Annotated in this window: 18 protein-coding genes; 7 read left to right on the plus strand and 11 right to left on the minus strand. The window is 63.5% G+C overall.

Annotated features, from left to right (window positions below; translation table 11 throughout):
• The first annotated feature begins 224 nt into the window (after positions 1–224).
• Positions 225–506, plus strand: a complete 282-nt coding sequence (locus tag ROE7235_RS19860) for a hypothetical protein (RefSeq protein WP_147434183.1) — start codon at positions 225–227, stop codon at positions 504–506.
• Positions 507–726: 220 nt separating this feature from the next.
• Here ROE7235_RS19860 and tsf read toward each other — a convergent pair whose 3' ends face one another.
• Both tsf and rpsB read right to left on the minus strand, forming a co-directional pair.
• Complete coding sequence (tsf, locus tag ROE7235_RS07795; protein ID WP_121094337.1) at positions 727–1599, minus strand: translation elongation factor Ts; 873 nt, start codon at positions 1597–1599, stop codon at positions 727–729.
• 88 nt (positions 1600–1687) lie between these two features.
• A complete protein-coding gene (gene rpsB / locus ROE7235_RS07800) occupies positions 1688–2473 on the minus strand; it encodes a 30S ribosomal protein S2 (RefSeq protein WP_121094338.1) in 786 nt (261 codons plus the stop codon).
• Between the two features lie 208 nt (positions 2474–2681).
• Here rpsB and ROE7235_RS07805 point away from each other — a divergent pair, with 208 nt between their 5' ends.
• Positions 2682–3464: an FkbM family methyltransferase gene (locus tag ROE7235_RS07805; RefSeq protein WP_121094340.1), complete on the plus strand. Its 783-nt coding sequence runs from the start codon at positions 2682–2684 to the stop codon at positions 3462–3464.
• A gap of 68 nt (positions 3465–3532) precedes the next feature.
• On the opposite strand, the gene eda is transcribed toward ROE7235_RS07805, so the two are convergent.
• On the minus strand, positions 3533–4174 hold the full coding sequence (gene eda / locus ROE7235_RS07810) for a bifunctional 4-hydroxy-2-oxoglutarate aldolase/2-dehydro-3-deoxy-phosphogluconate aldolase (protein ID WP_121094342.1): 642 nt from the start codon (positions 4172–4174) through the stop codon (positions 3533–3535).
• Between the two features lie 126 nt (positions 4175–4300).
• Between eda and ROE7235_RS07815 the strand changes: the two genes are divergently transcribed.
• The 3 genes from ROE7235_RS07815 to hisA all read left to right on the plus strand — a co-directional run bounded on the left by ROE7235_RS07815 (position 4301) and on the right by hisA (position 7061).
• Positions 4301–5752, plus strand: a complete 1452-nt coding sequence (locus ROE7235_RS07815; RefSeq protein ID WP_121094344.1) for a leucyl aminopeptidase — start codon at positions 4301–4303, stop codon at positions 5750–5752.
• Between the two features lie 3 nt (positions 5753–5755).
• Complete coding sequence (locus tag ROE7235_RS07820) at positions 5756–6217, plus strand: DNA polymerase III subunit chi (protein ID WP_121094346.1); 462 nt, start codon at positions 5756–5758, stop codon at positions 6215–6217.
• A 121-nt stretch (positions 6218–6338) separates the two neighbouring features.
• Positions 6339–7061 carry a 1-(5-phosphoribosyl)-5-[(5-phosphoribosylamino)methylideneamino]imidazole-4-carboxamide isomerase gene (hisA, locus tag ROE7235_RS07825; protein WP_121094505.1) on the plus strand — a complete coding sequence of 241 codons (723 nt, stop codon included), beginning with the start codon at positions 6339–6341 and terminating at the stop codon, positions 7059–7061.
• Here hisA and ROE7235_RS07830 read toward each other — a convergent pair.
• From ROE7235_RS07830 to ROE7235_RS07845, 4 genes are all read right to left on the minus strand, one after another.
• Positions 7058–8314 (minus strand): glutamate-5-semialdehyde dehydrogenase, encoded by a 1257-nt coding sequence (locus ROE7235_RS07830; RefSeq protein WP_121094348.1) that lies wholly within the window; start codon positions 8312–8314, stop codon positions 7058–7060. The genes hisA and ROE7235_RS07830 overlap by 4 nt on opposite strands.
• Complete coding sequence (gene proB / locus ROE7235_RS07835) at positions 8311–9426, minus strand: glutamate 5-kinase (RefSeq protein ID WP_121094350.1); 1116 nt, start codon at positions 9424–9426, stop codon at positions 8311–8313. The genes ROE7235_RS07830 and proB overlap by 4 nt, the downstream gene beginning before the upstream one ends.
• The gene (obgE, locus tag ROE7235_RS07840) at positions 9414–10439 is read right to left on the minus strand and encodes a GTPase ObgE (RefSeq protein WP_121094351.1); all 1026 of its coding nucleotides are present in this window, start codon (positions 10437–10439) and stop codon (positions 9414–9416) included. Before obgE ends, proB begins: the two co-directional genes overlap by 13 nt.
• A 131-nt stretch (positions 10440–10570) precedes the next feature.
• The gene (locus ROE7235_RS07845; RefSeq protein ID WP_121094353.1) at positions 10571–12082 is read right to left on the minus strand and encodes a helicase HerA-like domain-containing protein; all 1512 of its coding nucleotides are present in this window, start codon (positions 12080–12082) and stop codon (positions 10571–10573) included.
• Positions 12083–12598: 516 nt separating this feature from the next.
• Here ROE7235_RS07845 and ROE7235_RS07850 point away from each other — a divergent pair.
• Positions 12599–13207 carry an invasion associated locus B family protein gene (locus tag ROE7235_RS07850; protein ID WP_245963906.1) on the plus strand — a complete coding sequence of 203 codons (609 nt, stop codon included), beginning with the start codon at positions 12599–12601 and terminating at the stop codon, positions 13205–13207.
• Between the two features lie 51 nt (positions 13208–13258).
• Here ROE7235_RS07850 and ROE7235_RS07855 read toward each other — a convergent pair whose 3' ends face one another.
• Both ROE7235_RS07855 and ROE7235_RS07860 read right to left on the minus strand, forming a co-directional pair.
• Entirely contained in the window at positions 13259–13726 is a 468-nt protein-coding gene (locus ROE7235_RS07855) for an MmcB family DNA repair protein (RefSeq protein ID WP_245963907.1), read from the minus strand.
• Between the two features lie 237 nt (positions 13727–13963).
• Positions 13964–14281: a hypothetical protein gene (locus ROE7235_RS07860; protein WP_121094355.1), complete on the minus strand. Its 318-nt coding sequence runs from the start codon at positions 14279–14281 to the stop codon at positions 13964–13966.
• 161 nt (positions 14282–14442) lie between these two features.
• Between ROE7235_RS07860 and ROE7235_RS07865 the strand changes: the two genes are divergently transcribed.
• Complete coding sequence (locus ROE7235_RS07865; protein WP_121094357.1) at positions 14443–15684, plus strand: glycerophosphodiester phosphodiesterase family protein; 1242 nt, start codon at positions 14443–14445, stop codon at positions 15682–15684.
• 33 nt (positions 15685–15717) lie between these two features.
• On the opposite strand, the gene ROE7235_RS07870 is transcribed toward ROE7235_RS07865, so the two are convergent.
• Both ROE7235_RS07870 and ROE7235_RS07875 read right to left on the minus strand, forming a co-directional pair.
• Entirely contained in the window at positions 15718–16725 is a 1008-nt protein-coding gene (locus ROE7235_RS07870; RefSeq protein WP_121094359.1) for a molybdopterin-binding protein, read from the minus strand.
• The gene (locus ROE7235_RS07875; protein ID WP_121094361.1) at positions 16722–17711 is read right to left on the minus strand and encodes an XdhC family protein; all 990 of its coding nucleotides are present in this window, start codon (positions 17709–17711) and stop codon (positions 16722–16724) included. The genes ROE7235_RS07870 and ROE7235_RS07875 overlap by 4 nt, the downstream gene beginning before the upstream one ends.
• Positions 17712–17767 lie beyond the last annotated feature (56 nt).

Consider the following 17767-nt stretch of genomic DNA (forward strand, 5'->3'; position numbering starts at 1 on the left):
CGCAAGCCTCAAGCTCGAGGCGGGCTGGTGAGGAAAGAAAGTCAGGGCGGATCATAAGCAATAGCTGAATCGTTCCAAACCCAGCAGTCAAGTCAACAAATTCGGCTTCTGCAGGACTCGGAGTATATATAAAATTTATTGATACCTATTCCTCGCGTCAGGCGCTTGGTGGCGATGGTGTTGGGATTTATAGGCTTAGAGGTGGCCTTATTCATAGAGGTGACATGCGTGGCCATGCTCATTTTGATGCTACTCACGTCATTTTCACGGTACCCGAAACGAAGACAGGTTTGCACGATTTTTCTATTGTATCTGGAGACAAAAAAGCAGCAATGTTTGATCTCGATTTATTTGTGGATGGCATGGACGCGGCGGTGAGGCGTTGGTATCTTGCAAATATGGGATCAGCTATTCTTAAAGATAACCTGCCTCATTTAATCAGATATAGTCAGACTGGGGTTCTACCTTTCACTAAAGGCCATTCTGCGATTGTCAGCGGCGCCTAAAGGAACTCGGATTCGGGGATCCCTTTTCGACGCATTGAGTAAAACTTGATTTTAATGCTGAATCCGCAACTTTGAAAAGTTGCACACTGACCTAGCCGAACGGGACACGGTGGTTTGTTACCGACTTTGGGTGACGAAAAACATCAGTGAAAGCTATACACAAAACAAAACGGCGCCCCGATCCCTCGGAGCGCCGCCAATCTTCAAAAAACCCAGAGCCTTAGCCCTGCATCTTCACCACTTCCTCGGCGAAGTTTTCTTCTTTCTTCTCGATCCCTTCGCCGACTTCCATGCGGATGAAGCCGGTGATCGTGGCACCCGCCTCTTTCGCGGCTTCGCCCACGGTCAGGTCGGGGTTGATGACGAAGGCTTGGTTCACCAGCGTGATCTCGGCCATGAATTTCTTCATGCGGCCCTTGATCATGTTCTCGATGATGTTCTCCGGCTTGCCCGATTCGCGCGCGATGTCGATCTGGACCTGCTTTTCCTTTTCGACAATGGCCGGGTCGAGCGAGGCTTCGTCGAGGGACGCCGGGTTGGTCGCGGCGATATGCATCGCGACCTGCTTGCCGAACGCGGCATCGCCGCCGTTCAACGCAACCAGCACGCCGATCTTGCCCATACCGTCCGTCGCGGCGTTGTGGACATAGGACACCACGGTGTCCCCTTCGATTGCGGCCATGCGGCGCAGCGCCATGTTCTCGCCGATCTTGGCGATGGCATCGGTGATGACGGTGGCAACGGGCTTGCCGCCCATATCGGCCTCGGCCAGCGCGTCGGTGTCGGCCACGCCAAGGGCCGTGGTCGCGATGCCGCCAACCATGGATTGGAATTCGGCGTTCTTGGCGACGAAATCGGTTTCCGAGTTCACCTCGACCGCGACGCCCTTGCCGCCATTGACGGCAACGGCCACAAGGCCCTCTGCGGCGGTGCGGCCGGATTTCTTGGCGGCTTTCGCCAGGCCCTTGGTGCGCAGCCAGTCAGTCGCGGCGTCCATGTCACCATCGGTTTCGGTCAGTGCCTTTTTGGCATCCATCATGCCTGCGCCGGTCGATTCGCGCAGTTCTTTCACCATTGCTGCGGTGATTGCCATGTCTCTAACTCCTGAATCTGTAGGATGTGACAGGGGGCAAGCGGCACCCCTGTCACAGTTTCATGTCAAATCCTGACAAACCGGGCGATCAGCCCTCGGCAGGCGCTTCAGAGGGGGTCTCTTCGGCCAGAACTTCCTCGGTCGGGGCCTCTTCCAGCTCGCCAAGGTCAATGCCCGCCGCGCCCATCTGCGCGGTCATGCCGTCCAGCGCGGCGCGGCTGACCAGATCGCAATACAGCGCGATGGCGCGTGCTGCGTCGTCATTGCCGGGGATCACATAATCCACGCCATCGGGCGAACAGTTGGTATCGACCACGGCGACGACGGGAATGCCCAGCTTCTTGGCTTCCAGAATGGCCAGGTCTTCCTTGTTCACGTCGATGACGAACAGCAGGTTCGGCAGGCCGCCCATTTCGCGGATGCCACCAAGCGAGGCTTGCAGTTTCGCCTGCTCGCGCTCCATGCCCAGACGCTCTTTCTTGGTCAGGCCCTCGGCGCCGCTTTCCAGCTTTTCGTCCAGTGCTTTCAGGCGCTGGATCGACTGCGACACGGTTTTCCAGTTGGTCAGCGTGCCGCCCAACCAGCGGTGGTTCATGTAGAACTGTGCGGAACGGTCGGCTGCATCGGCCACGGCCTTGGAGGCCTGACGCTTGGTGCCGACGAACAGCACGCGGCCGCCCTTTGCGACGGTTTCGCGGATGACATTCAGCGCTGCGTCCAGCATGGGGACGGTCTGCGTCAGATCCATGATGTGGATACCATTACGCTCGCCATAGATGAACGGCGACATGCGCGGGTTCCAGCGCTGCGTCTGGTGGCCAAAGTGAACGCCAGCTTCCAAAAGCTGCCGCATCGAGAAATCGGGAAGCGCCATAACGTGTTCCTTTCCGGTTTGCGCCTGAGTGGGGGGTTTCAAGGCAAATGCCTCAACCGGTGGACCGTTGCGGATTTTTCTGCCCGCAGGGCCCGACCCCCACCTGTGAAGTGCGCTTGCCTTAGACGGTTTACGCACGGGGTGCAAGAGGGGTTGACCGCACCCGCGCACCTGCTCAATCTGGCGCGCGAGCAGCGAAGGATACACCATGACACCCGGACAGGCCCTTGCGCAGCTAAGCGCGCGCGCATCGCTTTACGACCTGCGCGACCGCGCGGCGCGGCAACGTTCCGCCGCCGATCTGCGCAAGATGTTCTTTGCGCTGCTGCCGGTGGTTGGCCCCGACCTGTTTGTAGAGGCAGGGGCGCATGACGGGTCCGGGGCACGGCGTGCCAAGCGCCTGCTGCCCGAAGCTCGCGTTGTCGCGTTTGAGGGCAATCCCCACAACCACGCGCGATTTGCCGCCCGGCATGATTTCAAGGGCTTGGGTGTGGATTACATCCTGTCGGCCCTGTCAGATTGCGACGGCCCCGTTACCTTCAAGGTGCTGACCGCCGACCAGCATTCGGCGCAAGGCGTCTATTCGGGACGCTCGTCGTTGATGCTGCGCGAAGACCCGAAAGCGGAATACGAGACCGTCACCGTGCCAGGGGTGCGGTTGGATAGTTTGGCCGAAGCGGGCACGCGCGCCGCGCTCTGGGTCGATGTCGAGGGCGCGTCCGAGAAGGTTCTGGGCGGCGCAGGGGCGTTGCTGGACAAAACGGCGCTGATGATGATTGAGGTGGAAAGCGCTGCGTTCTGGCAAGGGCAATGGCTGGTGCATGACGTTCTGGCACATCTGATGGCGCGCGGGCTGGTGCACATCGCCCGCGATTTCGAACGCAGGCACCAGTTCAACATCCTGCTGATGTCGGACGCGGCGCTTGCCCTGCCCGATGTGCTGCCATTGCTCGAGATGCAACATTCCCTGGCGCGGTATCGCAAGGAGTGACCGGCGCAAGAAAATGCCGAAGCGTGCCGCCGCCGTTACGCCGCCACGCACAAGACACAAGGTCCGATCTAGCGCGACAACCCCGCCGCCGCGCGGGCCAGTTCGGTGATCTGGTCCCAGTCGCCCGCTTGCATCAGGGTTTTGGGGGCCACCCATGACCCGCCCACACATTCGACATTGGCCAAGCCCAGATAATGCGGTGCAAGGTCCGGCGTGATCCCGCCCGTGGGGCAGAACGTGACCTGCGGCAACGGCCCGCCGATGGATTTGAGCGCCCCTGCCCCGCCAATGGATTCTGCGGGGAAGAACTTCTGCACATGGAACCCCTGCTCCAGCAGCGCCATAACCTCGGAACAGGTTTGCGCACCGGGCAGCAGCGGCACGGCTTCGACACGGGCCGCATCTATCAAGGCAGGCGTTGCACCGGGGGACACCGCGAATTGCGCGCCCGCGTCCTTTGCGGCTTTCATATGCGCGGCACTCAGCACCGTGCCCGCGCCGACCACAGCGCCCGGCACTTCTGCCATTGCGGCAATCGCCTGCAAGGCGCAGTCGGTGCGCAGGGTCACTTCCAGCACCGGAAGGCCACCGGCGACCAACGCCTCTGCCAAGGGGCGCGCATGGGCAAGATCATCCACCACGATCACGGGAATAACTGGCGCCAAACGACACAATTCCAGCGCGCGGTCACTTTGTTGGGCGGGGGTCATGGGGGATGCTCCTTGCAGGGACCGTTAGCGGTAACAGCCTTAGCGCAGGGCAGGCAATTTCGCAAGGGTAGTGGTCATCGCCGCGCCGCTGGACTAGCTTTCGCAAAAACAACACCCGGAGTAGCCATGAACACGCCCACCGCCCTGCCCTTCGATCTGGACCAGCTTGCCAGCCATTCCGGCCGTGTTGTCATCTTTGCCGACACCGACGCGCCCCTGCCGCGTGCGGCCAAACGCTGTGACAAGCTGACCCGTGGCGCGGTTGCGCGCGCGGTGAACAGTGCAGAGTTCGCGGGGCTTGCTGCGGGCAAGGGCCTGTCGCTTGGCTACCCCGCAGGCATGACGGCGCGCAGTCTTCAGATCATCCGCCTGCCCCGTCGCCCCGCGCCGGACGAGGCGCGCCGCGCCGGCAACAGCATTGGCCGCGCGCAAGGCGAAGATGCGGCACTTGTCGCGCTCGACACGCTGCCCCTGCGCGACATCGCGCTGCACGCGCTGCTGCGCGCCTACCGCTACGAGGCGATGAAAGCCGCGCCGAAAGGCCCTCTGGGCGGCCTTCTCTGCGCGGTCAAAGACCCGGATGCAGCCAAGGCCGCGCTGGACGACGCAAGCGCGCTTGCGCAATCGGTGCACCTGACGCGCGATCTGGTCCACGCGCCTGCCAATGTACTGAACACCGAGAGCTTTGCGGCGCAGATCGCCGGTCTCGCCGATCTGGGCCTGACGGTCGAGATCCTTGACCGCGACGAGATGGACGCCCTTGGCATGCGCGCGCTGCTGGCGGTGGGGCAAGCGTCGGACAACCCGCCGAAACTGGCGATCATGCATTGGAAGGGTGCGGAAGGGCCGCCGCTTTGTGTGCTGGGCAAAGGCGTGATGTTCGACACCGGCGGCATCTCACTGAAGCCCGGCGCGGGCATGGAAGAGATGACGATGGATATGGGCGGCGCGGCTGTCACCGTCGGGCTGATGCAGGCTTTGGCGCTGCGCAAAGCGCCCGCGCATGTGGTCGGACTGGTCGGGCTGGTGGAAAACATGCCCGACGCGCGTGCGCAGCGCCCCGGCGACATCGTGCGCTCCATGAAGGGCGACATGATCGAGGTGATCAACACCGATGCCGAAGGCCGTCTGGTGCTGGCCGATATGTTGCACTACGCCGCCGAGCGGTTCCAGCCGCGCGCCATGATCGACCTTGCAACCCTGACCGGCGCGATCATCATCGCGCTGGGGCATGACCGCGCGGGGGTGTTCTGCAATGACGACACGCTGGCCGATGCTATTCTTGGGGCCGCGCGCGACGCGGGCGAAGGCGCATGGCGGATGCCCTTGGGTGCGGAATACCAACGCCAGATCGACTCGCGCCTTGGCGATGTGAAAAACACCGGCGGACGGCCCGCCGGGTCCTGCACCGCCGCCGCGTTTCTGGAACGCTTCGTGCCCGATGGGATGCCTTGGGCGCATCTGGACATTGCCGGCGCGGCCCTCACCAAAAGCGACAGCGCCCATGCACCCAAGGGGGCATCCGGCTGGGGCGTGTTGACGCTGGATGCGCTGGTCCGCGTGCGGTTCGAGGGCTGAACCATGGGCAAGGCCATGTTCTACCACCTGACGCGCGACCCTGTGGAGGTGACGGCGGCCACGCTTCTGACCCGCGCACTGGCTACGGGCTGGCGCGTTGCGCTGCGCGGCGGGGACATGGCGGTGCTGGAGCGGCTGGATGCGCAACTCTGGCTGGGCGCGAAGGACAGCTTTTTGCCGCATGGTCTGGCAGGTGGCCCGCATGATGCCGACCAGCCAATTTTGCTGACGGCCGCCGCGACCGCGCCCAATCGCCCCGCCTGTGTGATGGCCGTGGAGCGCGCAGAGGTGGACGCCGCAGAAGTGGCGGGGCTGGAACGGCTGTGGATATTGTTCGACGGGCAGGATGACGCCGCGGTCGCCCATGCCCGCACGCAATGGACAGCGATGACAGCCGCCGGGGTTCAGGCGGAATACTGGTCACAGGACGGCGGTGCTTGGGCCAAGAAGGCGCAATCCGGGTAGGGCCCGTGCATGCGGCACACGCCGGATTTTGAGTATTTGGGGCAAGATGAAGATGGCAGTGGTTTTCCCCTGCCCCGGCATTCGCTATGCACCAACCAAGCTGCAAGGAAAGGGCCGCGTCATGATTCTCTATCCCGCGATTGACCTGAAAGATGGGCAATGCGTGCGCCTGTATAAAGGCGACATGGCGAAGGCGACCGTGTTCGGCGATGATCCGGCAGAGCAGGCGCGCGCTTTCGTAGAGAAAGGCGCAGAGTGGTTGCACCTTGTGGACCTGAACGGCGCATTTGCGGGCGCGCCCGTCAATGGCGGCGCGGTCGATGCAATCCTTGCGGCGGTGGACGTGCCCGCGCAACTGGGCGGCGGCATTCGCGATATGGCAACGATCGAGGGCTGGCTGGCCAAAGGGCTGGCCCGCGTGATCCTTGGCACCGTCGCCGTGGAAAACCCCGATCTGGTGCGGCAGGCCGCGCGGGCGTTTCCCGGACAAGTGGCCGTGGGGATCGACGCCCGCAACGGACGCGTGGCAACAAAGGGCTGGGCCGAGGAAACCGATATAGAGGTGACAGAGCTCGCCCGCCAGTTCGAGGACGCGGGCGTGGCGGCGATCATCTACACCGACATCAACCGCGACGGCGCCATGCAAGGCCCGAATGTCGAGGCGACGGCCGCGCTGGCGCGGGCCGTGTCGATCCCGGTCATCGCATCCGGCGGCGTGTCGCGGCTGGCCGATCTGGTCGCGCTGCGCGATTGCGGGGCCAAGCTGGATGGCGCGATTTCGGGCCGCGCTTTGTATGACGGCAAGCTGGACCTGGCCGAAGCGATGGCGGTGTTGCGCGGTTAAGCGCGCACCGTTCCATCACCCGTGACCAGATATTTGAAGCTGGTCAGTTGCTCTGCCCCCACTGGCCCGCGCGCGTGCATCTTTCCGGTGGCGATGCCGATCTCGCCACCCAGCCCGAATTCGCCGCCATCGGCGAACTGGGTCGAGGCGTTGCGCATCAGGATCGCACTATCAAGCCGCGCGAAGAATTCGGCCGCCGCGCCGTCATCCTCGGTCAGGATCGCTTCGGTGTGACTGGAGCCATAGCGCTGGATATGCGCAATCGCACCCGCCACGTCATCGACTATCGCGACCGCCAAGATCATGTCGAGGAATTCGCGCCCGAAATCATCGGGCTTGGCAGGGACGGTGCCGGGCAAGTGCTGCAAGCCTTCGCCCACGCGCAATTCGACACCGGCGGCGGCCAGATCGGCCAGAATATCTGCGCCGAGCGTGTTCACGATATCACGGTGCAACAGCAGGCATTCGGCAGAGCCGCAAATCCCGGTGCGGCGGGTTTTCGCGTTCAACACCACGGCGCGGGCCTTGGCGGGGTCGGCGGCGGCGTCGACATATATATGGCAGATGCCCTCCAGATGCGCGAATACCGGCACGCGGGCTTCGCGCTGCACAAGCCCGACCAGCCCTTTGCCGCCACGCGGTACGATCACGTCGATATGCGCGACCATGCGCAACATATCCGACACGGCAGCGCGGTCAGTGGTCTGGACAAGCTGGATCGCGTCCTCGGGCAAGCCCGCCACACGCAGCCCCGCCACAAGTGCCGAATGAATGGCGCGCGAAGACTGCGCACTTTCCGACCCACCGCGCAGGATAACGGCATTGCCGGCCTTCAGGCACAAGGCACCTGCATCGGCGGTCACATTGGGGCGCGACTCGTAGATCACCCCGATCACCCCCAAGGGCGTGCGCACGCGCTGAATGTGCAGGCCCGTGGGCCGGTCCCATTCGGCCATCACGGCCCCAACAGGGTCAGCCTGTGCGGCAATCGCGCGCAAGGCGCCACAAATGCCATCAATGCGCGCGTCGTCCAACAGCAGACGGTCCAGCATGGCCGGGCTTAGCCCCTTGTCGCGCCCGGCATCCATATCCTGCGCATTCGCGGCCAGCACATCGGCGCGCGTGGCATCCAAGGCGTCGGCGGCGGCCATTAGCGCCTGTGTCTTGGCCCCCGGCGTGGCACTGGCCAGAACGCTTGCGGCGGCGCGGGCGCGCGCGCCCATGTCCAGCATGTCTTGGCTGATCTCGGTCATAAGGCCATCTCGTCTCTGTGAATCAGGGCTACACGCCCCGGATGGTTCAGGATTGTTTCCACTTCGGTGGAATGATGCCCGGCAATGGCGCGGGCTTCAACCGCGTCATACCCCGCCAGACCAAGGCCCAACGGCCCCTCTGGCCCGACAATGCTGACCGGGTCGCCGCGCTGGAACTGACCGTCCACATGCAACACACCTGCGGGCAGCAGAGACTTGCCGGATGCCAAGGCGCGCGCCGCACCCGCATCGACATGCACGGCGCCTTTGGGCTTCATCGCGGCAATCCAGCCCTTGCGGGCAGAGCGCGGGTCGCCCTGCGCCGCGAACAGGGTCGCGCGCGCACCGTTTTCAAGCGCCGCCAGTGGGTTGAGCGCCTGCCCTGCCCCGATCAACATGGCGCAACCGCCCGATGTAGCGGTTTTTGCGGCCATGATCTTGGTCTTCATCCCGCCCTTGCTGAACGGCGACAAGGGATCGCCCGCCATGCCCTCGATCTCTGCCGTTATGGCATCGATCACGGGCAGATGCCGCGCGGACGGGTCCGATTGCGGGTTGCCGGTATAGAGCCCGTCGACATCCGACAACAGCACCAGCAGGTCGGCGCCAACGGTGACGGCCACTTGCGCGGCCAAGCGGTCATTGTCGCCATAGCGGATCTCGTCCGTGGCGATTGTGTCGTTTTCGTTGACAATCGGCAGCACCCCAAGCCCAAGCAGCGTGGCCAGCGTGGCCCGGCTGTTCAAGTAGCGGCGGCGGTCATGGGTGTCGTCCAGCGTCAGCAGCACCTGCCCCGCGCTAATGCCATGGGGGGCCAACACCTCTTCATAGGCGCGGGCAAGCTGAATCTGGCCCACGGCGGCGGCGGCCTGGCTTTGCTCTAGCGCCAGTGCGCCGTGTGGCAGGCCCAGCACCGCGCGGCCCAAGGCAATCGAGCCGGATGACACGATCACGACCTCTGCCCCGCGCGCGCGCAAGCCCGCCACATCCGCGGCCAGTGCATGCAGCCAGTCACTGCGCAACCGGCCCTGTTCGACCAGCAGCGCAGAGCCGATCTTGACCACCACGCGGCGCGCGGCCTGCAAGGCACGGGCAGGCGTCAGGGTTGCCATGCGCCCTCATCCTCGGGGATCTCGCGGCCCTTGTCGATCTGGCGGATCAGGGCGCGGAGCACGTCCTGCACACCCTCGCCCGACACGGCCGACAGCATCATGACCTTGCGGTGGCTGGCCGCTTCCAAGGCGGCAAGCTTTTCGGCGCGTTCCTCGTCATCCAGCGCGTCGATCTTGTTCATCGCAACAATGCGCGGCTTCAGCGCCACGTCGGGGGAATAGGCGTGGAGTTCACCGTCAATGATGCGCCAATCCTCGGCCACGTCCTCCGCCGTGCCATCGACCAGTTGCAACAGCACCGCGCAACGCTCGACATGGCCCAGAAACTGGTCGCCAAGGCCGCGCCCCTCAGATGCGCCCTCGATCAGGCCCGGAATATCGGCCATGACGAATTCACGCGCATCCACGCCGACCACACCCAGATTGGGGTGCAGCGTGGTGAACGGATAATCCGCAATCTTGGGGCGAGCGTTCGATGTCGCGGCCAGAAAGGTCGATTTGCCAGCATTGGGCAGGCCCGCAAGCCCGGCATCCGCAATCAGCTTCAGCCGCAGCCAGATTTCGCGCTCCACCCCCGGCTGGCCGGAATTGGCGCGGCGCGGCGACTGGTTGGTGGCGGATTTGAATTGCAGGTTGCCCCAACCGCCATTGCCACCCTTGGCAAGCAATACGCGCTGTCCGACCTCTGTCAGGTCGGCGATGACAGTGTCCTGATCCTCGTCGAGGATCTCGGTCCCCTCGGGCACGCGCAGCACAACGCTGTCACCGTCGCGCCCGGTGCGGCCCTTGCCCATGCCGCCCTGACCCGATTTTGCAAAAAAGTGCTGCTGGTAGCGAAAGTCGATCAACGTGTTCAGCCCGTCGACACATTCGACCCAGACATCGCCGCCGCGCCCACCATCGCCGCCGTCGGGACCGCCATATTCGATGAATTTCTCGCGCCGGAACGACACGCAGCCGGACCCACCGCCGCCAGAGCGGATCGCGACCCGTGCAAGATCAAGGAATTTCATGGCGCGTGCTCCGTTGTCGTAGGCCGCAGCCTTTAGCGCAGCTTTTGCGCAAACGAAAGGGGCCGCGTGGCCGCGCGCGCGGGTCAGGCGGGCGGGTGGGTGGGGCCTGTCCCGCGCGCGCGGCCCGCCTGTTACCGCCCCTTGAACAGCCCGCCCAGAACCCCGCGCATGATCGCTTTGCCGGTCCGGGTGCCAAGCTGGCGGGCCAACGACTTGGCGAAGGCATCCACGGGCGAGTCGCGGCGCGACACACGTTTGGCGCGTGGTTTGGGCATTTTCGGATCATAGCGCCGCGCGGAGGTGAATTCCGGTTCATCTTGCACCTGCACGGCCGCATCGGCTGCGGTCTTCGCGCGCCGCGCCAGCATTTCATGCGCGCTGTCGCGGTTGATGGCACGGTCATATTTCCCCGCCACCGGTGACGATGCCATAAGCCGCGCGCGTGTTGCTGCATCGACCGGCCCCATCTGGCTGCTGGGCGGGCGGATGAGCGTGCGTTCGGCTATGCCGGGTACGCCTTTGCCTTCCAGAAAGGATGTGACCGCCTCGCCCACACCCACGTCGCGGATCGTAGCTGCAATATCAAAACGCGGGTTCGGGCGGTAGGTTTGCGCGGCCCGCTTCAAGGCTTGCTGGTCACGCGCGGTGAAAGCGCGCAAAGCGTGTTGCACGCGGTTGCCCAACTGGCCCAGAACGTCATCGGGCACGTCATCAGGGTTTTGTGTGACGAAATACACCCCCACCCCTTTGGAGCGGATCAACCGCGCGACCTGTTCGACCTTGTCAACCAATGCTTTGGGTGCGCCGTCGAACAGCAGATGCGCCTCGTCAAAGAAGAACACCAGTTTGGGTTTGTGAGGATTGCCGACCTCGGGCAGTTCTTCGAACAGTTCTGACAACAGCCAGAGCAGGAAGGTCGCGTAAAGCTTGGGGCTGCGCATTAGCCGCGCGGCGTGCAAAATGCTGATCACCCCGCGCCCGTCCTGAGTGGTGCGCATCAGGTCCGCAAGGTCCAGCGCGGGTTCCGAGAAGAAATGGCGCACCCCTTGGTTTTCCAGCACCAGAAGCTTGCGTTGTATGGCGCCGATGCTGGCGGTCGTGACATTGCCGTAGCGCGCCGACACCTCGGCGCGATGTTCCCCCAGAAACGCCAGAAGCGCGCGCAGGTCATCCAGATCAAGGATCGGCAGCCCCTCGTCATCCGATATCCGGAAGGCGACGTTGATCACGCCCTCTTGGGCGTCGGTCAGGTCCAGCATGCGCGACAGCAAAAGCGGTCCCAGCTCGGAAATCGTTGCGCGCACCGGGTGACCGTGTTCGCCAAAGAAATCCCACAAGATGGTCGGGTTGCCGGCAAAGTGATAGCCTTCCAGCCCGATATGGTCGGCGCGTTTGAACAGGAAATCCTTTGCTTCGCCCGCCACCGCTATGCCGCTGACATCGCCTTTGATGTCGGTCAGAAAGACCGGAACGCCCGCGCGCGAGAACTCTTCGGCCAGAATTTGCATGGTGATCGTCTTGCCGGTGCCGGTCGCGCCTGCGATCAATCCGTGGCGATTGCCGAATTTGAAGGCCAGTTCTTGGGGCGTGTGCTGCTCTGGACCGCCACCGCCCACGAAAACACCCTGATTTTGCTCGCCCATTCCGTCCCACCCTTGCTACCGACACGCTTGCGTGAAGAAACTATGCCAGCCACGCAGACAATGGAAAGAGCTTCTTTACCATTTCATGCCAAGATACCTAGGCGCGTCCCGTTTCGGCCCGTTGTGACCCGGTCGCGGATACGCGTTTTCCTCCCTGTCAGACTGGCCACACCCGTTGGGTGCGGTCTTTTTCCATGCAACGCTCCAAGCACGGTAAATTTTGGTCAAAGCACGGCTGTAATCCCGAAAAACGCAGAAATCTTAGGTGTTGACGGGTCAATTTTTTAGCCATAGGCTTCGTCGCAATAGTCGGCCGGTCCGACAGGGAGAGAATAAAAAAATTACGGAATAAGGGCCTTCGGGCCCTTATTTTACGTTTGGGCCAGCCGCGGCAATGGTGTGCAAGGCGGCATCGGCCAGTCCCCGCCAACCGGGCAGACCCTTGATTTTTTTGCCTGACAGGTACGCATCCCCGTGTTATTCCGCCCGCAAATTCGCTGGATGTTGAGGAAGACCATGAACACAAGTTCCGCCTACGCTTTTGGCTCCGCAGTGATCGGGGCCGTGATGATGCTGGGTGTGTCCGCCTATGCTCAGGACACGACCGGCGCGGAAGAGGCCGGAAATGGCGACGCGCTTGGCCTGTCCACCGGGGAAGTGATCGGTGCCGGCGGCGACGAAAGCTACACCGGCGCGACCCATGGTGATTGGGAACTGGTCTGCATGCGCGCGGAGGAAGGCGAAGACCCTTGTCAGATGTATCAGCTTTTGCGCGATGCCGACGGCAACGCCACTGCCGAAATCACGATGTTCCCGCTGCCGCCGGGCGAAGAAGCGGTCGCCGGTGCCACCATCCTGACCCCGCTTGAAACGCTGCTGACGGCGCAGCTTGTCATGCAGGTCGATGACGGTGCGGCCAAACGCTATCCGTTCACATTCTGCACCGCGATCGGCTGCATCGCGCGTGTCGGGTTTACCGCTGCCGAAGTGGACGCGTTTCGCGGCGGCGCAACCGCGACATGGCGGCTGGTTCCGGTCGCAGCGCCAGACCAGACCGTTGACCTGAACATGTCGTTGATTGGCTTTACCGCCGCGTTCACCGATCTGACCGAAGACCTGCAATAAGCCAGGCTGGGGCGCGGGATACGCGCCCCGCCCGCACTGCCAAGTCAATGTCTAAATTTGCGCGCTCGGATCGCTGAACCGACGCAACCGCCGCGCTGCCGTTTGTGCGACTCCCAGCACAAGCGCCTTGCGGCGAGCCGCGCCCAGCTTGTCTTCCGGTGCAGTTTGCACCAGTTCGGCACCGTAGCTGTCAGCCAGAAACAACCCGGAACCTTCGGGCAGCACCGCGCGCGGAAAATCCGTGCCCACGGCCCAGAAAAACCGGTCGCACCAAGGCAGATATCCCTGCCACTTCTGATCGGCCCGGAAATCGGCCAGGCTGGATTTGCACTCCACAATCCAAACCTCGCCGCGCGGCCCCAGTGCCAGCACATCCACCCGCAAATTGCGCGTGACCGGATATTCGCAGACAGACACAAAGCCCAAACCGTCCAGCGCACGACACACGCCGCGCGCCAGCAAGACGCCCGGTGCCGTGCCCTGTTCAAATGCACCCTGTTCCACCATGGCGCCAATCATGAACAAATGATGAACGCAGGTCAAGCATACGTTGGCGCTTGATTGCGGCGGGCAAGCACATTACCTGAGGTGTAGGCAGGTTCTGCTCTTCGCGTGCGTGGCCCTTTTCCAGTGGCCTATACGCACATCCGAGGGAGCTGGCTCTGGCAGGGTCCTGGCCTTGTTATCTGGCGCCCACCTGATTCTCAGGCTCTCGGAAACTCACGCCACCACGGTCGCTGCGGGCCTGCCACCCTGCTATCCGCGCCGTGCGGGCCCGTCAGAGATCTTGATTGGAATCGGGTCATAGGCCCGGATGGGTGTGCCACGATCATCGTCGTCATCGTCATCGTCTTCATAGCCCATGCGCATGATTCGGATGGCGAATTGCACCCCCGCAAATACCAGACCGTTGAAAAAGAAGATCAGGAACAGCCCCAGCAGCCCGTCGCTGGAGTTGAACACCAGATGCCCCAGATTGCCCACATTCATATACAACAGGATCGCGGTGAACACGGCGGACAGGCCGAACCCGATTGCGATTTGTTGCAGATAGACTTTGATGAGCTTTGGCATTGATACACCCTCCTTGAGGGCGACAAGCTACGCCTCTCATCAAGGAAAGCAAGCCCCGAGCCTTCGCGAAGGCCGGTTGCGGCAGGATGCCGCCAAGGTCGTCACGGCTCTGTTACCGCAAGCGGTTAGGTCGCGGTCATCCATAACACGGGAGTTTGGACATGACCTTGAAAGCAACCCTGATCGTGGCAGGACTAGCTGCCAGCACCGCAACCGGCGCAATCGCGCAAGACATGGTTGGCGGCGTCACCTACGGGCCACGCCCCTTCTACCTGATCGACCGCATGGCCGACGGCCCGCTGAAAGAGAAACTGGCCTCGTGTATGGCCCAGACGCCCAGCGCGACGAAGTTTTCCATCGGCCACCGTGGCGCGCCACTGCAATTCCCCGAGCATACCCGCGAATCGAATATCGCGGCTGCGCGCATGGGCGCCGGTATTCTGGAATGCGATGTGACCTTCACATCCGATCTGGAACTGGTCTGCCGCCACGCTCAGAACGATCTGCACACCACCACCGATATTCTGGCCAGCGATCTGGCGGGCAAGTGCACCGCGCCTTTCAGCCCGGCGGATGGCGACACCAACGCCGCTGCTGAATGCCGCACCAGCGACATCACCTTGGCCGAATTCCGCACCCTGACGGGCAAGATGGACGCGGCCAACACCCGTGGCACAACCGTTGCAGAGTATATGGACGGCACCGCCAACTGGCGCACCGACCTGTATTCGGTTCAGGACGGCCAGTTGATGACCCATGCCGAATCGATCGCATTGTTCGACGCGCTGGGTGCAGATTTCACGCCAGAACTGAAATCGGCCTCTGTCGATATGCCGTTCAACGGGTTCTCTCAGGCCGATTATGCGCAAAAGCTGGTCGACGAATATGTCGCCGCCGGAATCGACCCGTCGCGCGTCTGGCTGCAAAGCTTCAATCTGGATGACGTGAAATACTGGGTAGAGAACACGCCCGAATTCGGCGCGCAGGCGGTTTACCTGGATGACCGCTACGAGGCATCTGATGACGATGAGGGCCTGATTGACCCCAACGATCCTGCCACCTTCAAGCCCACGATGCAGGAACTGGCCAATATGGGCGTGCGCTACATCGCACCGCCGATGTGGATGCTGCTGACGCTGGACGACAGCGGCAACATGGTTGCCAGCGAATACACCAAAGCCGCGCAAGAGGCTGATCTTGGCATCATCACATGGACGCTGGAACGCTCTGGCCCGCTGACCACGGGCGGCGGCTGGTATTTCCAGAGCGTGGCGGGCGCGACCGATACGGATGGCGATTACTTCACCATCCTGAACGCCCTGCACGAAGAAGCAGGCGTGGTTGGCGTGTTCAGCGACTGGCCGGCAACGACCACCTATTACGCGAATTGCATGGGCCTTTAAGGCTTGGCATTCGACGAAACCACGGGGGCGCGCCTAATCTGGCGCGCCCTTTTCGCCTTGGCGGCGAGGACGCGGGCGCGAGGGGATTTCAGTCAGCAATCCGCCCACGCCCATTGCCATGATGTCGGTGCCGCGCACCGGCAGGCCGCAGATGATCCTTTCCATCACCCAATCGGCCCCGTTCAGCGCGGGGCTTTTGGCGCAACCGGGCAGCCCGATGACCGGGCGACCATTCATTTCGCCCAGAAACAGCAGGTTGCCGGGGTCCACCGGCATACCGAAATGATCAACCTGCCCGCCCGCCGCGCGCAGGGCTTCAGGTGCCGTGTCATGCAGGTCGGACGTGGCAGAGCCGGTCAGGATCAGCACCAGCGGTGCCGTGGTCTGGCGCAGGGCTTGGGCGAGTGCGTGCGCCGTATGATCGACCACCACGGGGGGCTGCATCGTCACGCCCAACCGCGCCAGCCGGTCGGCGGTCACGCGAGCGCCCTTCTCTCCCGGATCGGTGCCGCCTGCGCGGGTCATGAGCAGCACCGCTTTGTCCATGACCGGCCTGTGCAGCCGCAACGCGCCTTGCGCGGCCGCCGTGGCACGCGTGACCGCCGCACCGACCACCGCATAGGGGATGATCTTGACCGTCGCGACCATGGTGCCGCGTTCCACACGCATCAGCGGCGGCAGCGTGGCCAGCGTAATCGCGGGGTCCACGGCGTTGAGCGCATGGATCGCGGTGGCGTCAAGGTCCACCAACCCTGCGCATTCGGCCACGATATTCACCCGTCCGGTGCCGACCGGGCGCAATGACAGTCCCGCATCCGACGGAACCAAAGCTTCTGCCACGGCGCGCGCCGCGTCATCCTCGGCTATGTCGCCTTGTTCCGGCTGGGCCACAACCACGTCTGCCACACCGCCCGCGCGCAGGCGTGCCACTTCTGTCGGACCCAAGACGCAGCCCTTGCGCAAGCGCCCGTCAGGCAGCGCCATCGAATGCGCCAGCACCGCGCCATGGGCTTGGTCCAGTGGCACCGGCCCGAACCTCACTTCGCGCCCCGCAGCGCCAGCGTGATCTGCGCCAGCGTTGCCACCGCAATCTCTGACGGGCTGCGCGCGCCGATATTCAGCCCCACGGGGGCATGGATGCGGGAGACATCGGTCTCTGTCAGCCCTTCGGCGTGCAGTCGCTCCAACCGTTTGGCATGTGTGCGGGTGGACCCAAGGCAGCCCAAATAGAACACGTCTGAACGCAGCGCGGCGATGATCGCGGGATCATCGAGCTTGCTGTCATGCGTCAGCGTCACGACCGCGGTGCGGGCATCCAGACCGAGCGCGAGCAACGCGTCGTCCGGCCAGTCGTGCAACAGTCGCGTGTCGGGAAAGCGCGTCTCTGACGCGAACGCGTCACGCGGGTCGACTACGACCGCATCATACCCCGCCAAGCGCGCCATCGGCACCAAGGCTTGGGCAATATGCACAGCACCAACGATCACCAAGCGCAATGGCGGGTTGTAGAGCGTGACCATCTGCCCCGCCTCGTCCGGGCCGGAGCGGTCGGCGCGGAAGCGGTCGGCCAGATCGGGCGCGTCTGTCCCGGCCAAGCGGCGTGCGAAACTGTCAAGATCGGTTAGCAGCGCTATGGGGTGGCGTGCGGCCCGCGCGGCGACCAATTCGGCCAGCATGTCAGGGTGCAGCGCGGGCGCTTGCGGGCCAATCGGGTCCACCAGAATCCGGATCGTGCCGCCGCAGGCCAGCCCCACCTCGAACGCGGTCTCGTCGGCCACGCCATAGGTCAGCAGGCGCGGCTTGCCGCTTTCCAGCGCCTCCATCGCCTCGAACACCACTGCGCCCTCGACACAACCGCCAGAGACAGAGCCCATCATCGTGCCATCCTCGCGAATGGCCAGTTGCGCGCCCGGCTGGCGCGGCGCGGAACCCCATGTCTGCACCACGGTCGCAAGTGCAACCCGCGCACCCGCCTGTTCCCAAGCCAATGCGATTTCGGGAATGGTGTCGTGATCGGTGATGCTCATGCCCCCCTCCGGTGCTTTGCAGCAGACTGGACCATTGCGTCACGCGGCGCCAGTAG

The organism is Roseinatronobacter ekhonensis, from assembly GCF_900499075.1.
Taxonomy (GTDB): Bacteria; Pseudomonadota; Alphaproteobacteria; order Rhodobacterales; family Rhodobacteraceae; genus Roseinatronobacter; species Roseinatronobacter ekhonensis.

Excerpts from the sequence above, each read along its gene's own strand:
- ROE7235_RS07815 (WP_121094344.1), top strand. The coding sequence starts at position 4,301 with ATGAACACGCCCACCGCCCTGCCCTTCGATCTGGACCAGCTTGCCAGC.
- rpsB (WP_121094338.1), bottom strand. The coding sequence starts at position 2,473 with ATGGCGCTTCCCGATTTCTCGATGCGGCAGCTTTTGGAAGCTGGCGTT.
- ROE7235_RS07805 (WP_121094340.1), top strand. The coding sequence starts at position 2,682 with ATGACACCCGGACAGGCCCTTGCGCAGCTAAGCGCGCGCGCATCGCTT.
- ROE7235_RS07820 (WP_121094346.1), top strand. The coding sequence starts at position 5,756 with ATGGGCAAGGCCATGTTCTACCACCTGACGCGCGACCCTGTGGAGGTG.
- ROE7235_RS07875 (WP_121094361.1), bottom strand. The coding sequence starts at position 17,711 with ATGAGCATCACCGATCACGACACCATTCCCGAAATCGCATTGGCTTGG.
- obgE (WP_121094351.1), bottom strand. The coding sequence starts at position 10,439 with ATGAAATTCCTTGATCTTGCACGGGTCGCGATCCGCTCTGGCGGCGGT.
- proB (WP_121094350.1), bottom strand. The coding sequence starts at position 9,426 with ATGGCAACCCTGACGCCTGCCCGTGCCTTGCAGGCCGCGCGCCGCGTG.
- tsf (WP_121094337.1), bottom strand. The coding sequence starts at position 1,599 with ATGGCAATCACCGCAGCAATGGTGAAAGAACTGCGCGAATCGACCGGC.
- ROE7235_RS07865 (WP_121094357.1), top strand. The coding sequence starts at position 14,443 with ATGACCTTGAAAGCAACCCTGATCGTGGCAGGACTAGCTGCCAGCACC.
- ROE7235_RS19860 (WP_147434183.1), top strand. The coding sequence starts at position 225 with ATGCGTGGCCATGCTCATTTTGATGCTACTCACGTCATTTTCACGGTA.
- ROE7235_RS07850 (WP_245963906.1), top strand. The coding sequence starts at position 12,599 with ATGAACACAAGTTCCGCCTACGCTTTTGGCTCCGCAGTGATCGGGGCC.
- ROE7235_RS07855 (WP_245963907.1), bottom strand. The coding sequence starts at position 13,726 with ATGATTGGCGCCATGGTGGAACAGGGTGCATTTGAACAGGGCACGGCA.
- ROE7235_RS07830 (WP_121094348.1), bottom strand. The coding sequence starts at position 8,314 with ATGACCGAGATCAGCCAAGACATGCTGGACATGGGCGCGCGCGCCCGC.
- ROE7235_RS07860 (WP_121094355.1), bottom strand. The coding sequence starts at position 14,281 with ATGCCAAAGCTCATCAAAGTCTATCTGCAACAAATCGCAATCGGGTTC.
- eda (WP_121094342.1), bottom strand. The coding sequence starts at position 4,174 with ATGACCCCCGCCCAACAAAGTGACCGCGCGCTGGAATTGTGTCGTTTG.
- hisA (WP_121094505.1), top strand. The coding sequence starts at position 6,339 with ATGATTCTCTATCCCGCGATTGACCTGAAAGATGGGCAATGCGTGCGC.
- ROE7235_RS07845 (WP_121094353.1), bottom strand. The coding sequence starts at position 12,082 with ATGGGCGAGCAAAATCAGGGTGTTTTCGTGGGCGGTGGCGGTCCAGAG.